The following is a 20,174-nucleotide window of genomic DNA, read 5'->3' as shown; positions in this document are numbered from 1 at the left end:
GATGGTAAGGAGAAGCTATGGCGGCAGGAGGAGAAGGGTGCATGGATACGAGAAAAAACATTCGGGAACGCCGGACGGAGAAGCTCCGCCAGCTCCAGCAGGGGACAGGCCGCCGTACCGATTGGGGGCCGGAGGCGGGACATTGGGAGTTCCCGGTCTACCGGGAACCGGGCCAGGAGAGGGGACCGAGGCCGGAGGGGGAGGAAGCTCCGCCGCCGTGGTTGCGGGAGGGACAAGGCCGGGAGTACGGCCCTGATCCCGAAGCGGAGTGGAACCGCAAGTGGCAGCAGGAGTGGTCGCGTTACGACGGGCGGACGTCCTACCCCGGCGGCGGGGGAGGCCCCCAGCCGGACGGGGCGGGCCGGCGCTTTGCGGTCAAGGTGCTGCTCAGCGGGCTGCTATTTGCCGGCGTGTGGGAACTTTTCCAATGGGAGCATCCCTGGGCCGACAAAGGCCGCGAGCTGGTAACCGCCCAGCTGAACGAATCCGTCAACGTGAATGCCATCGCTGCCTGGTACGAGGAGAGCTTCGGGAGCATTCCTTCCTTTCTTCCGGCCATGAATCCGGCCAAGCATCAGGAGGAGGTCGAGAAGGTTGACTCGGTGGCCAAGCACTACTTCGCACCGGTGCAGGGCAAGCTGATCGCCCCGTTCACCCCCGTACAGGGCGGTGTGCTGGTTTCGGCTCCGGCCGGGGCGCCGGTAGCGGCGCTGGACACAGGGAGGGTGGAGTTTGCAGGCACCAAGGAGGATACGGGATTCACGGTCGTGGTGCGGCACACGGACGGGGTCCAGTCGGTCTACGGCCATCTGAAGCCCGGCACCATCCAGGCCAGCGACTGGATCAAGGGAGGCGAGACCGTCGGTACCGTGGCGGAGCCTGCGGAGGGAGGCGGCGACGGCACCCTGTTCTTCGCCGTGATGTCCAAAGACGGCAAAGCGGTCAATCCGGCGGATGTGATCGCGTTTGATTAAAGGGCGGCGGCTTGTCTGGAACGAATGGTTCGGCATCCGGCTGCGCTTCCATCCCTTGTTCTCCATCATGCTGCTGCTGTCGGCAGTCACCGGATATTTGCCCGAGATGGCTACGCTGTTCGGGATTGTGTTCATTCATGAGCTCGGTCATGTGGCCGCGGCGCGCAGCTTCGGCTGGCGGGTGCGGGAGGTGCAGCTGCTGCCCTTCGGCGGGGTGGCGGTAGTGGAAGAGTCGGGAGGCGCACCGGCACGGGAAGAACTGGTCGTGGCGCTGGCCGGACCGCTGCAGAATCTGTGGATGATCGCGCTGGCCTACGGGCTTATCGCGATACAGATCGTGCCTCCGGAGTGGGGGCACTATTTTATCCGCGCGAATCTGCTCATCGCCCTCTTCAACCTGCTGCCGGTCCTGCCGCTCGACGGGGGCAAGGTCATGCAGGTGCTCATCGGCCTGTGGCTGCCTTACCAGCGGACGATGCAGGTGGGGGCGGCCGTATCCCTGGTCCTGAGCGGGCTGCTCATGGCCGCTTCCCTGGTCCATCTCTTCACCGAACGCGGCGGTGTACAGCTCAACTGGCTGCTCATAGGCATTTTCCTGTTCTACTCGAATTGGTACGAGCTGAAGGGGGTTCCCTACCGGTTCATGCGTTTTCTGGTCCACAGGGGAGGCCGTTATGAGCGGCAGCAGGCCCGAGGCACGCTGGCCGGTCCGCTGATTGTCGCGGGATCCAGACGCATCTCCGAGGTGGTGGGGCTCTTCATGCGCGACCGCTACCACCTGGTGTATGTGATGGACCGGCAGGGCCGGGTCCTTCAGGTGGTGCCGGAGCAGAAGCTGCTGGAATGCTACTTCGACGAGGCCCGGCGCGCCCGGACGGTGGCGGAGGTCTTCGCCTAAGACGGCCCGGTTATGGTACAATAAGGCCGGGGTGCTGCCGGACATGAAGCGGATACTAGTGAAAAGTGACGTGGAACATACCGAGGTTGCCGTCCTGGAAGACGGCAGGCTTGTGGAATATTACAAAGGCCGGCGGGATCAGGGACAGCTCGCCGGCAATATCTATATCGGGCGGGTCACCCGTGTGCTGCAGGGCATGCAGTCGGCCTTCGTCGACGTGGGGCTGGAGCGCAATGCGTTCCTCTACATCGACGATTTGCTCCCTGCCCACCTAGAGAAACAGCCCAAGGAAAAACCGCCGGTCCACGAACTGGTGCGCACCGGCCAGGAGATCATGGTGCAGGTCGCCAAGGAGCCTGTGGGCACGAAGGGGGCCAGGGTGACGACCCATTATGCGATACCGGGGCGGTTCGGTGTCTTTATGCCCAAGGCCGATTATGTGGGCGTATCCCGCAAGATCGAAAGCGCGGCCGACCGTGACCGGCTGAAGCGGATGGCGGAGCGTCATCTGCTCACCGGGGAAGGGTTCATCGTCCGTACGGCTGCTCTCGGAGAGAGCGAAGAGGCGCTTGCGGCGGATCTGGCGGATCTGCGTTCGCGCTGGCACAGGCTGGAGCAGGCGGCGAAGCAGCCGGGAGCTGTCCCGCGGCAGATCTACAGCGACCTCCAGATGCTCCCGCGGCTGATGCGCGACCTGTTCAAGGGCGACGTGGACGAGCTGGTGGTGAACAGCGAGGAGCTGCTGCGGGAGATCCGCGGCCTGGTCACCGCTCCAGGGGCCCAGGAGCTTGCAGAGCGGGTACGGCTTCGCCGGGATGTGGACCCGATGGCCGATTACGGGGCGTCGAGGCAGCTGGAGATGAGCCTGAAACGCAAAGTATGGCTCGAGAACGGCGGCTATCTGATCATTGATCAGACGGAAGCCTTGACGGTGTTTGATGTCAATACCGGCAAGTATACCGGCGGGGTGGATCTGGAGCAGACTGTGTTCGATACGAACAGGGAAGCGGCCAGAGAGATCGCCAGGCTTCTGCGGCTTCGCGATATCGGAGGACTTATTATTATTGATTTTATCGATATGGAGACGGAGGCGAACCGGGCGCAGGTGCTCGGGGAGCTGGAGCGGGAAGTGCGCAAGGACCGGACCAAAGCGGTCGTGGCGGGCTGGACCCGGCTGGGGCTTGTCGAGATGACGCGCAAGAAAGTGCGCGACAGCATGGAAGCCTCTGCGCCCCAGTACTGCCAGGCCTGCGGCGGCAGCGGTCTGCTCAGTCCATCGAATAAAAAATAACAGGTTGCTTTGGGTATACGTCTGTGGTAATATAGTTTGGTGCGTTGCTATAGCATGCTGTAACCGCACGAAGCGGGTCTTTAAGTGCTGGCTCTTTGGGGCCAAGCCACCTGGCTTAGGCGAGTCTGAGACATGGGGAGGTGCAACAAATGTACGCAATTATTGAAACAGGTGGCAAGCAGTACAAAGTGCAAGAGGGCGATGTAGTTTACATCGAGAAGCTGACAGCTGGTGAAGGCGAAGCGGTAGTATTCGACCGTGTTCTGGCCGTATCCAAGGACAGCGGCCTCGTGGTAGGTGCTCCGGTCGTTTCCGGCGCAACCGTATCCGGCAAAGTTGAGAAGCAAGGCAAAGGCGAGAAGATCATCGTTTTCAAGTACAAAGCGAAGAAGAACTACCGCCGCAAGCAAGGTCATCGTCAACCATACACGAAAGTCGTAATCGAAAAGATCCAAGGCTAATCCATGATTCGCGTGGCGATTCATAGGAAGGCTGACGGTCGGATTACGGGTTACCGTGTGGAAGGTCATGCGTTCTACGACGAGCCGGGCAAGGATATTGTCTGTGCCGGCGTATCCGCTGTGACCGTGGGTACGGTGAATGCCGTCGAAGCGCTGACGGGATTGGAGCTGGAAGCGGACATGGATCATGGTCTGCTGCATGTGAAGGTGCCTTCCCTCGATTCGGCGGAACGCAATGAGAAAGTGCAGCTCCTGCTGGAGAGTATGGCAGTGATGCTGGATTCGATTCAACAATCATACGGTGCATATATAGCAATCACCACCACATCAGACAAGTAAGGAGGTAGACAGACATGTTACAATTAAATCTTCAGTTGTTCGCATCCAAGAAGGGTGTAGGTTCCACGAAGAACGGTCGTGACTCCATCGCGAAGCGCCTTGGCGTGAAGCGTGCAGACGGTCAAACCGTTACTGCAGGTTCGATCCTCGTTCGTCAACGCGGAACGAAGATTCACCCGGGCAACAACGTGGGTATCGGTTCCGACGACACGCTCTTCGCGAAAGTCGAAGGCGTAGTGAAGTTCGAGCGTCTTGGCCGTGACCGCAAGAAAGTAAGTGTCTACCCTGTGGCAGCTGCTCCGGTGGCTGCAGCGGTGGAAGTGTAATATTCCCATCCATCTATGGATAGAGAACCCCCCGGCGAATGAATTTGCCGGGGGTTTCTTCGTCTCAGGGGGGAGGGGCGGACCGTGAATTTTGGGCATCCTCATGCTATACTGTTATACATATCACCTGTACCGGAACGGAGAGGTCAAGGTATGTCGAACGCTTATGGACCAGGATAGGGTCCTGGATACGACGCTGGAAGAAGGGGCGAGGCAGGCGGTCGATGACGAGAAGGCAGGTGCAGACCTGGCGACCCGGACAGCCGGTTGCTTCGGTTGTTTAATCATTACCGGCACGATTGGATGAATGACATCCAGCTTCTGATGGCTTATGTCCAATTGAAAAAGTATGATAAACTGCCGCCCCTCATGGAAAAAATAAAAGAGAAGGTTCGACAGGAAGGGTATGTCTCCAAGCTCGGGATCCCCTCCCTGATTGTATATCTGCTTTCATTCCAGTCGGAAGTCAAGGAGCTGGAGCTGGAGATTTCCATGAACGAGGAAATCCGGCTTCCGGAACTGCAGAATCCGTCGGCCGCGGCGGCGGCCCTGGTTCAGGCTCTGGAGTGTTTCAAGGAGGAAGCCAGGTCTTTTGCAGATGGCCAGGGACTGCTGGATCTGCACTTGAGCCGGGATGGGGAAGCTTCCAGATTGACCATTGCGATACAATACGAAGGACCGTATGCCGTGGAGCGGATGAAGGGCAGGGAAGCGGCTCTGACCGCCGGACTCGGCTCCACGGGTGCTGTTCAGTTCGGAGCAGTGTACTGTGAAGGCAAGGCTGTATGGACGTCCGAGTGGCGTTACGCAGAGTGACCGATAAAGAGGGTGAAGGACAATGTTTGTAGATAAAGCGAAGATCTATGTCAAGGGCGGCGACGGAGGGGACGGACTCGTAGCGTTCCGCCGGGAGAAATATGTACCTGAAGGCGGTCCGGCCGGTGGTGACGGAGGCGACGGAGGCGATGTCATCTTCCGTGTGGATGAAGGTCTCCGGACGCTTGTCGACTTCCGCTACCAGAAGCACTTCAAAGCGGAGCGCGGGGAGAAGGGGCGCAACAAGAGCCAGCACGGTGCCAATGCGGATGATATGATCGTACGTGTGCCCCCCGGCACCGTGGTTGTCGATGACGATACCCAGGAGATTATCGCCGACTTGACGAAGCACGGCCAAGAGGTGGTCATCGCCAAGGGCGGACGCGGCGGACGCGGGAATACGCGGTTTGCAACGACGAACAATACGGCGCCCGAGATCGCAGAGAATGGCGAGGAAGGCGAGGAACGCTGGGTCGTGCTGGAGCTGAAGGTGATGGCGGACGTGGGGCTAGTCGGATTCCCGAGCGTGGGCAAATCGACGCTGCTGTCCGTCGTATCCGGCGCAAGACCGAAGATTGGGGCGTACCACTTTACGACCCTGACGCCGAACCTCGGTGTGGTCGATGTCGGGGACGGGCGCAGCTTCGTCATGGCGGACCTGCCGGGTCTCATCGAAGGGGCGCATGAAGGCGTAGGTCTCGGCCACGAATTCCTCCGCCACATCGAGCGGACGCGGATCATTCTTCATGTCGTCGATATGGCCGGTACGGAAGGCCGCGATCCCTTCGACGACTGGGAGAAGATCAACGATGAGCTGAGGCTCTACAATGCGAAGCTCGAGGAGCGTCCACAGATCATTGCGGCCAACAAGATGGATCTGCCGGAGGCCGAGGCGAACCTGGCCGAGTTCCGCCGCCGTCTGGCGGAGACCGGCAAGGATTACGCCGTCTACGGCATCTCGGCTGTGGCGAAGAGCGGAGTACAGGAGCTGCTGTACAAAGTCATGGATCTGCTGGAGTCGATTCCGGAGACACCGGTGGTCGAAGAGCTGCCGGAGATTACGGAGCGCAAGGTTTACCGCCTTGAGGCGAACGAGGATCAGGACTTCACGATCCGGCGCGACAACGAAGCGTTCGTAGTCGATTCACCGAGCATCGAGAAGCTCATCAAGCGGACGAACTTCAGTACGCATGAGTCGGTAATGCGGTTTGCCCGCATTCTCCGCAAACGCGGTATTGATAAAGCGCTGCGTGAGCGCGGCGCCAAAGACGGACAAACCATCCGGATCGGCGATTTTGAGTTCGAATTTGTGGAGCAGGAATAAAAAACGGGCGACGGAATGAACTTAAGGCACCTATCTTACATGTAACATACATGTGAGGTTGGTGTCTTTGTTTTTGTGTAAGTGCTTAACAAACGAACGTTATATATAGATGTTAATTTTAATGTTCGTGAATTCTGGGATAATGTGTGGTAATCAAGAAATATGACTCCGAATTGACAGGAAAAAATGAACTTTTTTTCGGAAAGGGGATTGAATTTTCTGATTTTCGGCTGTATATTATAAACATGTAATTAATCCTTACACGAACTAGACAGATAAGGTACAAAAGAGTTAAAATTATGGGAGGTTAGTGGAGTGGACGTAAAAAACTTTCGTAAGGCAGGTCATTTCCCAAGTCTTTTGTCAGCATTTCTCTACTTTGATGTCAGTTTTATGATTTGGGTTTTGTGCGGTGCGCTCTCCTTGTACATCACGAAGGATTTCAACCTGACGGATGCGCAGAAAGCGACGATGGTGGCCATTCTGACGCTGGGCGGTTCGATTTTCCGGATTCCGATGGGCATCCTGGCCGACCGGATCGGCTCCCGTAAGGCGGGAATGATCGGTATGGGACTTACCATCCTTCCTCTGATGTGGGGATGGCTTGGCGGCACCTCGCTGAGCCAGGTGCAGGCGCTCGGCTTCCTTCTCGGGATCGCCGGTGCGAGCTTCGCCGTCTCCCTCTCGCTGGCCAGCCGCTGGTATCCTCCGCAGTATCAGGGTCTGGCGATGGGCATCGCCGGCGCAGGCAACAGCGGTACGGCCCTGGCGACCTTCTTCGGACCGCAGCTGGCAGCGAAGTTCGGCTGGCATAACGTCTTCGGCCTTGCGATCATTCCACTGCTTCTCGTATTCGTAGCCTACTTCCTGATGGCCAAAGACGCGCCGAATCAACCGGCACCGAAGAAAATCCGCGATTATCTTGCGGTCCTGAAGAACATTGACACCTGGTGGTTCAGCATCTTCTACGCCATCACCTTCGGCGGGTTCGTAGGCTTCTCCAGCTATTTCAGCATCTTCTTCTATGATGTATACGGCGACCAGAGTATTGAAGGCGGCTTGACCCGGGTACAGATCGGTTATCTCGTCACCATCACCGTTATCGCAGGCAGCTTCTTCCGGCCCATCGGCGGATACATCGCAGACCGGATCGGCGGAATGAAATTCATGCTCGTGCTCTACTCGGTGGTCTGCATGTGTGCCTTCGCCGTGTCCACGATGCCTTCGAGCTTCATGGTCATGCTGGCCCTCACAAGCATCATGATGGCCTGCCTCGGTATGGGTAACGGCTCGATCTTCCAGATTGTTCCCCAGCGCTTCTCCAAGGAAATCGGAGTCGTGACCGGGATTGTCGGCGCAGCCGGGGGCCTGGGCGGATTCCTTCTTCCGAACAACGTGCTCGGCCCTCTGAAGCAGGCGACCGGCTCGCACGTAACCGGCTTTATCGTAGTAGCCTCGATCGTACTGGTTGTCACCCTTGTGTTCTATGCCGTAACCCGGAGCTGGCGCAAGGATTGGGCCACAGCCGATTCGGGAGTAAACTTCTAAACCTGACGGTTCCTTTTCCTTCATCAAAAGGCCATCCGGGTGACAGTAAGGTGAGTGAGTCTGATGAGCGATTTTTTGAGACATTTTCAGAAACAGCAGGCGGTCCAGCCTCCGCGTGAAAAAACGACCAAAACCGAGTGCCCCTACTGCAGCGTGCAGTGTACGATGAATCTCCATGAGGAGAAGTCGATTAAGGTAAGCCGTTATTCCGTCACCCCTAATAAGGAAGATCCGGTGACGGACGGCCGCCTGTGCGTCAAAGGGTTGAATGCTCATTCCCACGCGGTGGACGACCGCCGGCTCCGCTATCCGATGCTGCGCATCGGCGGCACCCTGAGTCCGATTACCTGGGAGGACGCCCTCGGGCGGATCCGCAGCGAGGTGACGGAGATTCAGCGCAAGTACGGCAAGGATGCCGTCGGTGTCTACGGGGGCGGCTCGCTGACCAACGAGGAGTGCTACCTGCTCGGCAAGTTCGCCCGGGTGGCCCTCGGCACGAAGCATATCGACTACAACGGCCGCTTCTGCATGTCGGCGGCGGCCGGCGCGTCGAACCTGACCTTCGGAATCGACAGGGGACTGACGAATCCGCTGTCCGAGGTGCCTTTGGCCAAGTGCATCATCCTGGCCGGTACGAACATCGCCGAGTGCCAGCCGACGATCATGCAGACGTTCCGCAAGGCGAGGCAGGAAGGCTGCAAGATCATCGTGATCGATCCGCGGGAGACGGCGACCTGTTCCATCGCGGACATTCACCTGAAGGTCAGACCCGGTTACGATGCCGCACTGGCGAACGGGATGCTCAAGGTGCTGCTGGAGGAAGGCTACGTGGACCGCGCCTTCGTCGAAGAACGGACGACCGGCTTCGCCGAGCTGGAGGAGCACCTGAAGAAGGTCTCCCTGGCCGAGGTGGCGGCGCTCTGCGGCATCCCCCCGCAGCTCATCGTGGAAGCGGCGAGAATCTACGGGGCGGCGGAGACGGGCATGATCTTCACGGCCCGTGGCGTAGAGCAGCATGCCAGCGGCGTGGCCAACGTGCGCAACTTCCTGAACATGGTGCTCCTCACAGGCAAAATCGGCAAACCCGGCTGCGGTTATGGGGCCGTGACCGGCCAGGCGAACGGCCAGGGCGGACGCGAGCATGGACAGAAGGCCGACCAGCTGCCGGGGTACCGGCTGATCGAGAACGAAGAGCACCGGGCTTATATCGCCAAGGTGTGGGGCGTTCCGGAAGAGTCGCTTCCGCGCAAGGGCGTGTCGGCTTACGAGATGATGGAGAGCATCAACCGGGGGGAGATCAAGGGACTGATCATCCTGGGCTCGAACCCGATCGTGTCGAATCCGAATGCCGCGCTCGTGGAAGAGGCGCTGAAGAAGCTGGACTTCCTGCTCGTCATCGACCTGTTCGAGTCGGAGACGGCGAAGCTGGCCCACATGGTGCTGCCGGGCTCCTCGTACCTTGAGGACGAGGGCACGATGACGCAGCTTGAAGGGCGCGTTCTGGTGAGAAGGGCGATCCGCCCGCTCCCGGGCAAGGCGCGGCTCGACTGGAAGATTCTCTGCGATATCGCCGAGGTGCTCGGCAAGGGGGAGTACTTCCGCTATACCAAGGCGGAGGAAATCTTCCAGGAGCTGCGGATCGCCTCGAAGGGCGGCAAGGCGGATTACTCGGGCATGACCTATGAGCGGATCGAACAGTCGCACGGGATGTTCTGGCCCTGTCCGGAGGAAGGCCATCCGGGAACGCCCCGGATGTTCGAGAACGGCTTCGCCCACGAGGACGGCCGCGCCAGGCTGGCGCCGATCGAGCACCAGAATCCGAAGGAGGTCGCCACGCGCAAATACCCTTACCTGCTCACGACAGGCCGGGTGCTCCAGCACTACTTGTCCGGGGTGCAGACCCGCAACACCTCCGAGCTCAATTCCAAGTATCCGGAGCCGCTGCTGGAGATCCATCCGGATACGGCGGGGGAGATCGGCCTCGTGAACGGAGGCCGGGCCAAGGTGACCTCGAAGCGGGGCACGATCCGCCTCAAGGTCAAGTATTCGGCGAAGATCCGCCAGGATACGGTGTTCGTGCCCTTCCACTGGGGCGGTGACCAATGCGTCAACCGGCTCACGAACCCGGCGCTCGACCCGGTGTGCCGGATGCCGGAGTTCAAGGTATGCGCGGTATCGATCTCACCGAACTAAAGAGGGGCTTGAGCGGACCTCTTCCTTTTTTAAAAGCGCGTATCCACGCGCTCTTTTTCCATTTCGTATGGAGCCTTTCCTATGGAAACTCTTCCGGAGGTGATCATCATGAAGCAGTGGATCAAAATTGTCGGCACCGGCCGGCTGGGGTCCCGTCATCTGACCTATGACGAAGCGGTGGCCGCCGCCCACGCCATCGCCAGGGGCGAGTCCACGGACGCCCAGACCGCAGCCTTCCTGATGGCCATGCGGATGAAAGGCGAAGCGGATGACGAGATGATGGGCTTCATCGACGTGTTCCGCAAATACTCGCTGCCGTACCGCTCCTTCTCGCATTCGCTGAACTGCGCCGGTCCTTATGACGGGCGGCTCTATTTTCCGGTGACGATCCCGGTCAGTCTGCTGCTTGCTTCCGTCGGGTTTCCGCAGGTGCTGCACGGCAGCGAGTCGCTGCCGCCGAAGCTCGGGCAGTCGCTGAAGGAGCTTCTGGAGGGACTTGGGGTTCGCGTCGAGCTGGAGGCGAAGGAGTGGGAGAAGAACTTTCTGACCCTCGGCATCGGCTTCATCTGGACGGATCTCATCTGTCCGCCGTTCGGGCGGGTGCGCCATGTGCGGGAGCAGGTGGGCCTGCGGACCTTCCTGAATACGGTGGAGAAGGTGATCAACCCGGTGCATTCCCTGAATATGGTGATCGGGGTCAACCACAAGACCGCGATGGACCATCTGATCCACCTCCTGCCGAAGTCCGGCTTCGAGACGGCGTACATTGTCCAGGGGGTCGAAGGCTCGGAGGATCTGCCGACCTACAAGAACAGCTCCATCCGCAAAGTCACCCCCTGGGGGGATGAGTCGAGCACGATCGATCCGGCCACCTTCGGCTTCAGCGGGGAGCCGCTCGAGAAGTGCACGAAGGAGCGCCAGCTTGAGCTGCTGAGGCGCATCATCGCGGGCGATGATTCCGCCGATATCCGCAACGAAAGGGAGCATGTCATCTTCAATACCGGGCTGCGGCTCTACTGGTTCGACAAGGTTGCTTCCTATGAGGAGGGCTTCGGGCTGGCCCGTTCGCTGCTGCAGCGCAAAGAAGCCCAGAAGCTGCTGGGCAAGTGGCAGGAGCTCAGCTCCCGCAGCGCGTTCCCTTCGCGGCTGCAGGCGAACGGATAGCAGCGAAGCATACAAAATCAGCATGGAACAGCCGCAGGGCTGACCGGGCACACGCTCTTGCATCCGCGTGCCCGGTCAGCCCTGTATGCGTTGGTGAGTATGACGGCGCCCGGCCAACAATTGGCGAAGCGGCAAAGAGATCCTGAACGGGACGGCCGTGATCCGGGGGTCTGATGGCAGGGCGCCTGCACCCGCCGCTTATTCTGCGAAGGCTCCGGTTTCGGAGGGCGCCAGCCAGGCGCGCCCGCTGCGCGTCAGAACGTCGACGGGCCGTTCGAAGAATGACGAGAGCGGCCCTGCGGTCAGCAGCTCGGCCGTCGGTCCGGCGGCGAACACTTCCCCCCGGCGGAGCAGGAGGGTATGCGTGAAGAGAGGCAGAATCTCTTCAGTATGATGCGTGACGTACAGCAGCGTCGGAGCCCCGGGCCCGGCAGCCAGCGCTTCGACGGAGGCCAGCAGGTTCTCCCGCGCGAAGAGATCCAGCCCGTTGCAGGGCTCATCAAGGATGAGCAGGCGTGGGGAGGCCATCAGGGCACGGGCGATGAGCACCTTCTGCTTCTCGCCCTGGGAGCAGGTCTGGTAAGGACGTCCGGCCAGATGCCCGCAGCCGAGCTGGTCCATCAGCGAGAGAGCCTTCTGCACGTCCTTCTCCTCCGGCCGGTCGTAGAGGCCGATCGTGGCGTATTTGCCGCTGAGCACGACCGCCTCCGTCCTGTCGCTGGCATACAGCTTCTCCTGCAGGGAGGAGCTGACCCAGCCGATCGAGCGCCGCATGTCGCGCAGGTCGACGCTTCCGTAGGTTTCCCCCAGCACCTCGATGCTCCCTTTCGTCGGCCACAGGTAGCCGCAGATCATGTTCAGCAGCGTCGTTTTGCCCGATCCGTTGAGCCCTAGCAGGGCCCAGTGCTCGCCCCGCCGCACTTCCCAATCGATTCCCGCGAGGAGCTCGCGGTCTTCCCTTACATAACGGATGCCCTGCATGCGCAGTGCATAATCCCCATAAGCCGTGTCTGCTTCTCTCTGTGGGTTCACGGTTTCTCATCTCCCTGTGATCGTGGTCATTCATAGGCTCTTCCCGGTGCGGGCCAAGCCAAAAACGCCGCCCGTCCGGCCGGATCGGCGAAGGGGCGGCGCGGGAAGCAGGCCGGGCTTGGGTTCAAACAGGGAGCCGTTGATCCCGAATGCCGCCTTCGTCATGCCCACTTTCGGGCGGCGGGCGGGTCCCCGGACGCTGTGCATCCCCCTTGTTCCTATACTTGCTGCGGGTCCACCAGCTCGGTGAAGTGAACGGTGGCCGTCCCTGCGCTGTCGTAGCCGGCCGTACCGACCCAGACGTGCGGGTGGGGCCCGCGGTCAAAATAATGCTGAAGCACCCGGCGGAAAATAAAGGGAATCGACCGGTTCATCACTTCGGCCCGCGGGATCCAGTGCAGCTCGCCTTCTTCCGTCAGGTTAACGTCGCGCCGCTTCGTCCGGGCGGTATAAATGAACTGCTGCCGGATCTCCTGCTCGTTCAGCCGAATCAGAATGTACTGCAGCCGCAGCTCCTCGAGGTCTTCGGGCAGAAGCCCCGTCTCTTCCTGGATCTCCCGCAGCACGGCGGCTTCGGGGTCATTGATCTCGTGGGGCTCCAGGTGGCCGCCGACGGCAGCCCACATCCCGGGCGACAGGGTGCGGTTCGGTGACCGCTTCATCATCAGCAGGTCCCCGTCGTGGAATAATACGGCAGTTGCGAGCATGCGGGCGCGGATCATGACATTCTCTCCTTTGCGGGTCAGGTTCCTTTTACAACTTTAACATATTTTCAAAGGGAAAGCCTATTGCTCATGGAGGGTGGCTGGGTTATAATGTCCACTAAGCAAAAACAATCGTCTACGCAGAGAGGACGGTTCGGGTGCCGGATAAAGAGGCGACAGGATTGAATCTTCAGGGCATGGAGCGCTACTACCTGGTTCGCCAGGATATCCTGCCCGAGGCGCTGATCAAGACGGTCCAGGCCAAGGAGCTGCTCGCCCGCGGGGAAGTGAGGACGGTGCACGAGGCCGTCGAGCAGGTGGAGCTGAGCCGCAGCGCTTTCTATAAGTACAAGGACGGCATTTTCCCCCTGAGCAAGCTGGATCGCGAGCGGATCGTCACCGTCTCGATCGATCTCGAGCACCGTTCGGGCATCCTGTCGAAGGTGCTGGCGATGATCGCGGAGCTCGAAGGCAACGTGCTGACGATCCATCAGAGCATCCCGCTGCAGGGAGTGGCGAACGTGGTGGTTTCCGTGGAGACCTCCGTCATGAACGATACGGTGACGGAACTGCTCGAGAGGCTGCACCGGCTGGACGGCGTGAGCCGTGCTGTGCTGGTGGGCCAGGGATAAAAGACGGGAGCCCCATACTTTATTATTTTTTTGACTATAGCGTGCAGGAGGAATACGATGAAAAAGATTAATGTGGGACTGCTCGGTCTCGGAACGGTAGGAACCGGTGTTGTCCGTATTGTGGAGAACCATCAGCATGATCTGACGAGCCAATCCGGCTCGCCGATCGAGATTGTGAAGATTCTGGTGCAGGACAAGAGCAAGGCCCGGAATATCAGCGTGTCCCCGGATCTGCTGACAGACAACCCCTGGGATGTCGTCGAGAACCCGGAGATCGACGTGCTCGTCGAGGTGATGGGAGGCATTGAGCTGGCGAAGGAGCTGATTCTGGCGGGGCTCGAGCGCGGCAAGCACATCGTGACGGCGAACAAGGACCTGATGGCGCTGCACGGACCGGAGATTATGGCGAAGGCGGCGGAGAAGGGCTGTGACGTGTTCTACGAGGCGGCCGTGGCCGGAGGCATTCCGATCATCCGGACGCTGACCGACAGCTTCTCGTCCGACCGCATTACGAAGATCATGGGCATCGTCAACGGGACGACGAACTTCATCCTGACGAAGATGAGCCAGGAAGGCGCGGACTATGCCGAGGTGCTGAAGGAAGCCCAGGCGCTCGGTTATGCCGAAGCGAATCCGACGTCGGATGTCGAAGGCTTCGATGCGGCCCGCAAAATGACGATCCTGAGCACGCTCGGCTTCCGTACGGAAGTGGCTCTGGGGGACGTTGCCGTGAAGGGCATCTTCCAGATCAGCAAAGAGGACATCGCTTACGGCAAGCGGCTTGGCTACGAAGTGAAGCTGCTCGGCATCGCGGAGCGTGAGGATGAGCACATCTCGATCTCCGTCCAGCCGACGATGGTGAAGAAGTCCCATCCGCTGGCCTCCGTGAACGGCGTCTTCAACGCAGTCTATGTCCACGGGGAAGCCGTAGGCGAGACGATGTTCTACGGAGCGGGCGCAGGCGAGCTGCCTACGGCCACGTCGATCGTAGCCGACCTCGTGGCGGTGGTGCGCAACCTGAACCTCGGCATCGTCGGCCGCCGCGGGTTCGTCTCCTACAATGAGAAGAAGCTGAAGAGCGACGAGCAGATCGCTTCGAAGAACTTTATCCTGCTGCATGTGGAGGATAAGGCCGGCGTCTTGGCGCAGATCACGCAGGTGTTCGCTGAATACGGCGTGTCTCTTGAATCGGTGCTGCAGCATCCGAATGCGGTCAATCCGTTCGCCGAAATCATCATCATCACCCATGACGCCAACAAGGCGGCCATGAACCAAGTGCTCGAGCAGTTCGAAGCGATGGATGTCGTACAGTCGATCAAGAGCGTATACCGGGTGGAAGGCTGAGCCCAGGGGGCTTCATGAAGCCATCCGGCAGCTTGAAGGAATAGGAGCAGTCAGTGTGGAGAACGGAAGGATGAAAGTGCGCGTACGGGTGCCTGCGTCGACGGCGAACCTCGGACCGGGGTTCGACTCGCTCGGCATGGCGCTGAACCTGTATGCTTGGATCGATATGAGCCTCGCGGAGCGGACCTCGGTCCGCCTGATCGGCGAAGGCATGCCCGGGGTGCCGACGGACAAGAGCAACCTGATCTACAAGGTGGCCCAGATGGTATTCGACAAGGCGGGGGTATCCCACCCGGAGCTCGAGATCGCGATGTACAGCGATATCCCGCTGACGCGGGGGCTCGGGAGCAGTGCGGCGGCGATCGTCGGCGCTCTTGCCGGAGCCAATGCCCTGATCGGCAGCCCCCTCAGCGACGACGAGCTGTTCCAGATCGCCACGGAGCTCGAAGGACATCCCGATAACGTCGGGGCGTCGCTCTTCGGCGGCCTCGTCGTCGCCTTCTGGGACGGGGAGCGGGCGGAGCACATCCGCGTGGAGCCGCACGAACAGCTGGAGGTGCTGGTGGCCATCCCGCACTTCCAGCTCTCGACGGAGAAGGCGCGGGGCGTGCTGCCGCGCCAGACTACCCTGGAGAGGGCCGTCTACAACGTCGGCCACTCCTCGGTCCTGGTGGCCGCCCTCTGCACCGGGCGGCTCGACATGATCCCGCGCGCGATGAAGGACGCGCTGCATCAGCCGTACCGGGCTTCCCTGGTGCCCGGTCTCGCGGACATTCTCGAGAACGCCGCGGAGCACGGCGCACTCGGTGCGGCCCTCAGCGGAGCGGGGCCGACGATCTTCACGCTCGTAGACCGCACGAGCCCCCGCAAGAGGGAACTCGAAGGCTATCTGAAGGAGACGCTCGGGCGGGAAGGGATCGAGTGCACCGCCCTGTGGCTGAGTCCCGAGCCGTCCGGCGTGACGGTCCGCGCCGTGCAGCCGGAGGAAGATCTGGCTGATTGGGTGAAGTCCCTGAGAAGTGGGGTGGGGGCATGAAGAAGGTCGCTCTCCTGGGACCGGGCACGTATACAGAGGAGTCGGCACTGCATTATCTCGGGCGGGAAGCGTTCGAGTTCGTGAACTACAAGCTCATCCCGGATGTCTTCGGCGCGACGCAGCAGGGCCAGACCGACTACAGCGTCATTCCGATCGAGAATACGTTCGAGGGGTCCGTCTCCCTGCACGTCGACACCCTGGTGCATGAAGTGGATCTGCCGATCCAGGCGGAATGGGTGTACCCGATCTCGATCAACCTGCTTCGGCTCTACGACGGGGGAGAAGATGGGGACGATCTGGAGCGCGCCTGTTCGCGGATCCGCAAGGTCTACTCCCATGGGGTGACCATGGCCCAGTGCCAGCAGTTCCTGCGCAGGTACCTGCCGCATGTGGAGCTGGAGCCCGTCGGCAGCAACGGCGAAGCGGCCAGGCTGGTCCGCGAAGGGGAGGACGCGTCGGTTGCGGCGCTGGCCCCTCTCGGTGCGGGCGAGCTCTACCGGCTGCAGACGCTGGCTGCGGGCGTGCAGGATCACCAGAACAACTTCACCCGCTTCGTGCTGGTGGGCCCGGAGAAGCCGGAGCTCCGCAGGGGAAGCCGGATGAAGACGACCATCCTCGTAACGCTGCCCGAGGACTATCCGGGAGCCCTGCACCAGGTGCTCTCCGCGTTCGCCTGGCGGCGGATCAACCTGTCGAAGATCGAGTCGAGGCCGACGAAGAAGAAGCTCGGAAGCTACTTTTTCTACATTGATATCGAAGAGTCTCTGGACACCGTGCTGCTGCCGGCGGCCTTCCAGGAGATCGAAGCGATCGGCTGCCAGGTGCGCATCATGGGCTGCTATCCCGTGTTTGCCTACGACAAAGAGGTTAAAGAAGGATAGAGTCAAGCAAGAATAGAGAAATGATCGAGGAGTCCGCACGGAGCTGCGGGCTCTTTTTGCCGTTAGGCGGCAGGGGGGACGGGGCTCCGAAGGAGGCTTTGGTGCAAAAGGGGACAAACCGGGTAAATGGGGATACTACGCGCCCTGCGTATCAAGGACAGGAACCTGCACAGCAGAGGAGGCCAGCACATTGCTCAACACCGAAATGATTCTGCGTCTCGCCGTAGCCTTGTTCCTCGGACTGCTCATCGGGATCGACCGGGAGCTGCGGCAGAAGCCGCTCGGCATGAAAACGAGTACGGTGATTGCAGTCGGGAGCTGCCTGCTCACGATCGTATCGATCTATGCCGTGGATAAATTCAGCATCAAAGGGTATACGCAGATGGACCCGATGCGTCTGGCCGCCCAGATCGTGAGCGGCATCGGCTTCATCGGGGCGGGGGCGATCCTGAGGCGCAGCAACGATGTCATCACCGGGCTGACGACGGCGGCGATGGTCTGGGCGTCGGCGGCCCTCGGTATCGCGGCCGGGGCGGGCTTCTACCAGGAGGCGTTCGCGGCGGTCGCCATGATCATGCTCGCGGTGAACCTGTTCCCGGTCGTCGTCAAGCTGCTCGGGCCCAAGCAGCTTCGCGAGAAGTATGTATCGGTCAAAGTGGAGGCCCTCGGGTGCGAGGAGCTGAGCGAGCTTGTGGCCTACATGGACAGAGAATACGGGCTGAAGCACCTGAAAATCAAGGACATCGAGGGGGACCGGCAGCGGGTGCACTTCTATGTGGTGGCACCGGCCAACCGGAGCACAACCGCAATCTACTACAATATCAAGCGGCTTAAGCAGGTGCAGCATGTGGAAGTCGAAGACGTGAGTTCCTAGAACAAGGGAAAAGGAAAGGGAGAAAAGGAAAGGGAGTAAAGGAAGACGCCGGAGCGGTTCGGCGTTTTTTTGGCGTGCGATTTCGGCGGAGAAAAACGTTCTGTACGTGGAAAAGCGGATCGGGGAGAGCGGGTGAATGCAGGGCATGGCGGGGAGCGCGCCGGCCCAAGCGGCTTCCGGGCAGGCTCCTGTGGGGTTGTCCCGCGTGCCTGCGGGGATTTTTTCGCGGCGGGATGGTCATATGCCTAGGTTGCTGCATAAACTGTAATGTCATTTGCTTATTGGTGCCCCGAGGGCAGCCCAGCCGGCACAGGGCCGCTGCCTGCCTCCAGGCGGGGGCGGGTCGACGCCATACATAGCGAAGCGAGCCGGCCTGATGGACTTCCGCAAACCGAAGGAGGTTACCGCATTGAAGATTCATATCGTGAAAAATGGCGATTCGCTCTACGCGCTTTCCCAAAAATACAACGTGGAGCTCGAAAAGCTGATCGCCGCCAATCCCCAGATCGCCGATCCCAATGAGCTGACCGTGGGGGCGAAGGTTAAGATCCCGCTGTCCCCGAAGCCGGCAGAGCCGCCTTCCGACTATCTTTACAAGCATGTGGTCTCGCAAGGAGATACGCTCTGGAAGCTGGGAAAAGCGTGGGGCATTCCGCTGTCCGATATGGTGGCGGCCAATCCCCATCTCAAAAATCCGAACGTGCTCATGACCGGTGATGTCGTGTATATTCCGAAGCTGAAGCCCGAGGGAGCGGCAGACCAGGCGGACGCAGCGGGGAATCCGCCGAAGAAGGACACTTCGGTCATTTCTCCCGAAGAGCCGCTCCCGGTGGAAGCCGCACCGATCTCCGATCTGCCGCTTGCGCCGAACGTGGATCTGCCCGAGCTGCCGGCCGTACCGGCACCGCCCGTAGAGGCCGCACCGGCGGTGGAGGCTCCGGCGCCTATTCCGAATATGGGGGCGCTGCCGGTACAAGAGCTGCCGCAGATGGGCGACTTGTCGCAGCCGAATGCGGGTGTGCTGCCGGCGAACGAGAACCTGCCGCAGCCGAACGCAGGCGTGCTGCCGGCGTACGACATGCCGCAGCCGAATGCAGGCATGCTGCCGGCGTTCGACATGCCGCAGCCGAACGCAGGCATGCTGCCGGCGTACGACATGCCGCAGCCGAATGCAGGCATGCTGCCTGCGTACGACATGCCGCAGCCGAACGTGGGGGCTCTGCCCGCGTACGACATGCCGCAGCCAAACATGGGTGTACTGCCGTCGTACGACAACATGCCGCAGCCGAATATGGGTGCACTGCCTGCGTACGACATGCCGCAGCCGAACGCGGGTGTGCTGCCGTCATTCGACAACATGCCGGAGCCCAATTGGGGGGCCATTGATTTTGGCCTGCCGCAGGCGGTTCATCCCTTCGATCAGTTCAACCTGCCTGCTGCAGAGGCGATGGCGGTGCCGGAATATCCGGGCAAAGGGAAGGAGAACGCCTGGCATGAGCCCGAGCTGCCTAACGCACCGTTCCCTTACGGCCAGGAGCCGGCTGCCGAGCATCCGTTCTACATGGCTCCCGGTGGTTATCCCGGCTATCCGCAGGCAGCGGAGCCCTGGGCTGTGCCTGCCGGGGACTGCGGCTGCGGCGGCGGGCTGAATCTGCCGTACGCCCTGCCGAGCGAGGGCTTCCCGCCACTGCCTCCCGTCCCCGATGCGCCGTACGGCCAGCCGGTCTGGGCGGCCGGGCTGCCTGCAGCGGGACCGTATGACGCCTTTGGCCCCTTCGGCTATGGCGCGGCCCCTTACCCTGGGTTCCCGCTGCCGCATGCCCATCCGTACGGCTGCCTTCCCGGCTATCCGGGCGTCTCGCCTTATCCGCAGTGGGCCGGACCGGCAGCAGAAGCGCCTTTCGGCTTCGAAGCCCCTTTCCCTCCGCAGGAGGAACTCCCCTTCCTGGAGGAGAAAGGCAAAGGCAAGAAGGGCAAGGGTGGCGCCGAGCACCCGGCCAAGTCGAAGAAGAGGGAAGAGAGGGCCGTCATCGCCCAGAGCGCCGGTACGGCCGCCGTCCGTGAGGAAGAGCAGGATGCCGTGAGGGAGCCGGAGCCGAGAGCGGAAACGGACGGTCAAGGCCGCGGCCGCACCGAAGCGGCGCTCGCGCCAGAGCGAGGCCCGCGCGGCTCTCGCGGCGCTGATCGAGCGCAGCCACCGGCGCGCCTCCCGCGGGGAGCCGGCCCGCAGAGCACGGCCCTGGCTGAACGATTAACCGAGGGGGACGCAGGAGCTGCCCTGGCGAGTGAGGGCAGGGGAGAGCCATAAGCCCGATCCGATCGGCCGGGGCCGCATCC

At 61.0% G+C, this 20,174-nt stretch carries 20 protein-coding genes, 1 pseudogene and 1 other annotated feature; of the genes and pseudogenes, 19 read left to right on the top strand and 2 right to left on the bottom strand.

Going from position 1 to position 20,174, the window contains the following annotated elements; translation table 11 throughout:
* Positions 1–41: 41 nt before the first annotated feature.
* The 13 genes and pseudogenes from PM3016_RS29500 (at position 42) to PM3016_RS29450 (ending at position 11,334) form a co-directional block, all read left to right on the top strand.
* A complete protein-coding gene (locus tag PM3016_RS29500) occupies positions 42–974 on the top strand; it encodes a M23 family metallopeptidase (RefSeq protein ID WP_014371951.1) in 933 nt (310 codons plus the stop codon).
* Positions 967–1,872 carry a M50 family metallopeptidase gene (locus PM3016_RS29495; protein ID WP_013920106.1) on the top strand — a complete coding sequence of 302 codons (906 nt, stop codon included), beginning with the start codon at positions 967–969 and terminating at the stop codon, positions 1,870–1,872. The genes PM3016_RS29500 and PM3016_RS29495 overlap by 8 nt, the downstream gene beginning before the upstream one ends.
* Positions 1,873–1,915: 43 nt before the next feature.
* A complete protein-coding gene (locus tag PM3016_RS29490) occupies positions 1,916–3,163 on the top strand; it encodes an Rne/Rng family ribonuclease (RefSeq protein WP_187296697.1) in 1,248 nt (415 codons plus the stop codon).
* A 51-nt stretch (positions 3,164–3,214) separates the two neighbouring features.
* Positions 3,215–3,300, top strand: a sequence feature (ribosomal protein L21 leader region).
* A 12-nt stretch (positions 3,301–3,312) separates the two neighbouring features.
* Positions 3,313–3,624 (top strand): 50S ribosomal protein L21, encoded by a 312-nt coding sequence (gene rplU, locus PM3016_RS29485; RefSeq protein ID WP_013920104.1) that lies wholly within the window; start codon positions 3,313–3,315, stop codon positions 3,622–3,624.
* Positions 3,625–3,627: 3 nt separating this feature from the next.
* Complete coding sequence (locus PM3016_RS29480; RefSeq protein WP_014371950.1) at positions 3,628–3,963, top strand: ribosomal-processing cysteine protease Prp; 336 nt, start codon at positions 3,628–3,630, stop codon at positions 3,961–3,963.
* Between the two features lie 14 nt (positions 3,964–3,977).
* Positions 3,978–4,289 carry a 50S ribosomal protein L27 gene (rpmA, locus tag PM3016_RS29475; RefSeq protein ID WP_013920102.1) on the top strand — a complete coding sequence of 104 codons (312 nt, stop codon included), beginning with the start codon at positions 3,978–3,980 and terminating at the stop codon, positions 4,287–4,289.
* 166 nt (positions 4,290–4,455) lie between these two features.
* The gene (locus tag PM3016_RS38935) at positions 4,456–4,596 is read left to right on the top strand and encodes a hypothetical protein (protein WP_187297977.1); all 141 of its coding nucleotides are present in this window, start codon (positions 4,456–4,458) and stop codon (positions 4,594–4,596) included.
* Positions 4,593–4,649: pseudogene (locus PM3016_RS41205) on the top strand (hypothetical protein); the annotation flags it as partial. The gene PM3016_RS38935 and the pseudogene PM3016_RS41205, both read left to right, overlap by 4 nt.
* A 9-nt stretch (positions 4,650–4,658) precedes the next feature.
* Positions 4,659–5,105, top strand: a complete 447-nt coding sequence (locus PM3016_RS29470; protein WP_238540663.1) for a hypothetical protein — start codon at positions 4,659–4,661, stop codon at positions 5,103–5,105.
* A gap of 22 nt (positions 5,106–5,127) precedes the next feature.
* On the top strand, positions 5,128–6,429 hold the full coding sequence (gene obgE, locus PM3016_RS29465) for a GTPase ObgE (protein ID WP_013920100.1): 1,302 nt from the start codon (positions 5,128–5,130) through the stop codon (positions 6,427–6,429).
* A gap of 315 nt (positions 6,430–6,744) precedes the next feature.
* A complete protein-coding gene (locus PM3016_RS29460) occupies positions 6,745–7,977 on the top strand; it encodes an MFS transporter (RefSeq protein ID WP_014371949.1) in 1,233 nt (410 codons plus the stop codon).
* A gap of 63 nt (positions 7,978–8,040) precedes the next feature.
* The gene (gene nasC / locus PM3016_RS29455; protein WP_013920098.1) at positions 8,041–10,170 is read left to right on the top strand and encodes an assimilatory nitrate reductase catalytic subunit NasC; all 2,130 of its coding nucleotides are present in this window, start codon (positions 8,041–8,043) and stop codon (positions 10,168–10,170) included.
* A gap of 81 nt (positions 10,171–10,251) precedes the next feature.
* On the top strand, positions 10,252–11,334 hold the full coding sequence (locus tag PM3016_RS29450; RefSeq protein WP_013920097.1) for an anthranilate phosphoribosyltransferase: 1,083 nt from the start codon (positions 10,252–10,254) through the stop codon (positions 11,332–11,334).
* A 198-nt stretch (positions 11,335–11,532) separates the two neighbouring features.
* Here PM3016_RS29450 and PM3016_RS29445 read toward each other — a convergent pair whose 3' ends face one another.
* Positions 11,533–12,366, bottom strand: a complete 834-nt coding sequence (locus PM3016_RS29445; protein WP_014371948.1) for an ABC transporter ATP-binding protein — start codon at positions 12,364–12,366, stop codon at positions 11,533–11,535.
* A gap of 218 nt (positions 12,367–12,584) precedes the next feature.
* Positions 12,585–13,088: an NUDIX domain-containing protein gene (locus tag PM3016_RS29440; protein ID WP_014371946.1), complete on the bottom strand. Its 504-nt coding sequence runs from the start codon at positions 13,086–13,088 to the stop codon at positions 12,585–12,587.
* 140 nt (positions 13,089–13,228) lie between these two features.
* On the opposite strand from PM3016_RS29440, the gene PM3016_RS29435 reads away from it, so the two are divergent.
* The 6 genes from PM3016_RS29435 (at position 13,229) to PM3016_RS29410 (ending at position 20,145) form a co-directional block, all read left to right on the top strand.
* Entirely contained in the window at positions 13,229–13,702 is a 474-nt protein-coding gene (locus tag PM3016_RS29435; protein WP_014371945.1) for an ACT domain-containing protein, read from the top strand.
* A gap of 57 nt (positions 13,703–13,759) precedes the next feature.
* Positions 13,760–15,046, top strand: coding sequence for a homoserine dehydrogenase (locus PM3016_RS29430; protein ID WP_014371944.1), 1,287 nt, complete (start codon positions 13,760–13,762; stop codon positions 15,044–15,046).
* Positions 15,047–15,116: 70 nt separating this feature from the next.
* Positions 15,117–16,082, top strand: coding sequence for a homoserine kinase (gene thrB, locus PM3016_RS29425; protein ID WP_014371943.1), 966 nt, complete (start codon positions 15,117–15,119; stop codon positions 16,080–16,082).
* On the top strand, positions 16,079–16,963 hold the full coding sequence (pheA, locus tag PM3016_RS29420; RefSeq protein WP_013920091.1) for a prephenate dehydratase: 885 nt from the start codon (positions 16,079–16,081) through the stop codon (positions 16,961–16,963). Before thrB ends, pheA begins: the two co-directional genes overlap by 4 nt.
* 190 nt (positions 16,964–17,153) lie before the next feature.
* Positions 17,154–17,837 (top strand): MgtC/SapB family protein, encoded by a 684-nt coding sequence (locus PM3016_RS29415; RefSeq protein ID WP_013920090.1) that lies wholly within the window; start codon positions 17,154–17,156, stop codon positions 17,835–17,837.
* 409 nt (positions 17,838–18,246) lie between these two features.
* Positions 18,247–20,145 (top strand): LysM peptidoglycan-binding domain-containing protein, encoded by a 1,899-nt coding sequence (locus PM3016_RS29410; protein WP_238540355.1) that lies wholly within the window; start codon positions 18,247–18,249, stop codon positions 20,143–20,145.
* Positions 20,146–20,174 lie beyond the last annotated feature (29 nt).

This window comes from Paenibacillus mucilaginosus 3016, assembly GCF_000250655.1.
Taxonomy (GTDB): Bacteria; Bacillota; Bacilli; order Paenibacillales; family NBRC-103111; genus Paenibacillus_G; species Paenibacillus_G mucilaginosus.
The sequence above is the reverse complement of the archived record's forward strand: the minus strand, read 5'-3'. Positions and strand labels throughout refer to the sequence as shown.

Bases quoted from the DNA above. Each gene is read 5' to 3' on its own strand.
- rpmA (WP_013920102.1), top strand. From the start codon at position 3,978: ATGTTACAATTAAATCTTCAGTTGTTCGCATCCAAGAAGGGTGTAGGT.
- PM3016_RS38935 (WP_187297977.1), top strand. From the start codon at position 4,456: ATGGACCAGGATAGGGTCCTGGATACGACGCTGGAAGAAGGGGCGAGG.
- rplU (WP_013920104.1), top strand. From the start codon at position 3,313: ATGTACGCAATTATTGAAACAGGTGGCAAGCAGTACAAAGTGCAAGAG.
- PM3016_RS29430 (WP_014371944.1), top strand. From the start codon at position 13,760: ATGAAAAAGATTAATGTGGGACTGCTCGGTCTCGGAACGGTAGGAACC.
- PM3016_RS29500 (WP_014371951.1), top strand. From the start codon at position 42: ATGGATACGAGAAAAAACATTCGGGAACGCCGGACGGAGAAGCTCCGC.
- pheA (WP_013920091.1), top strand. From the start codon at position 16,079: ATGAAGAAGGTCGCTCTCCTGGGACCGGGCACGTATACAGAGGAGTCG.
- PM3016_RS29440 (WP_014371946.1), bottom strand. From the start codon at position 13,088: ATGATCCGCGCCCGCATGCTCGCAACTGCCGTATTATTCCACGACGGG.
- PM3016_RS29490 (WP_187296697.1), top strand. From the start codon at position 1,916: ATGAAGCGGATACTAGTGAAAAGTGACGTGGAACATACCGAGGTTGCC.
- obgE (WP_013920100.1), top strand. From the start codon at position 5,128: ATGTTTGTAGATAAAGCGAAGATCTATGTCAAGGGCGGCGACGGAGGG.
- nasC (WP_013920098.1), top strand. From the start codon at position 8,041: ATGAGCGATTTTTTGAGACATTTTCAGAAACAGCAGGCGGTCCAGCCT.
- thrB (WP_014371943.1), top strand. From the start codon at position 15,117: ATGAAAGTGCGCGTACGGGTGCCTGCGTCGACGGCGAACCTCGGACCG.
- PM3016_RS29470 (WP_238540663.1), top strand. From the start codon at position 4,659: ATGGAAAAAATAAAAGAGAAGGTTCGACAGGAAGGGTATGTCTCCAAG.
- PM3016_RS29450 (WP_013920097.1), top strand. From the start codon at position 10,252: ATGGAAACTCTTCCGGAGGTGATCATCATGAAGCAGTGGATCAAAATT.
- PM3016_RS29480 (WP_014371950.1), top strand. From the start codon at position 3,628: ATGATTCGCGTGGCGATTCATAGGAAGGCTGACGGTCGGATTACGGGT.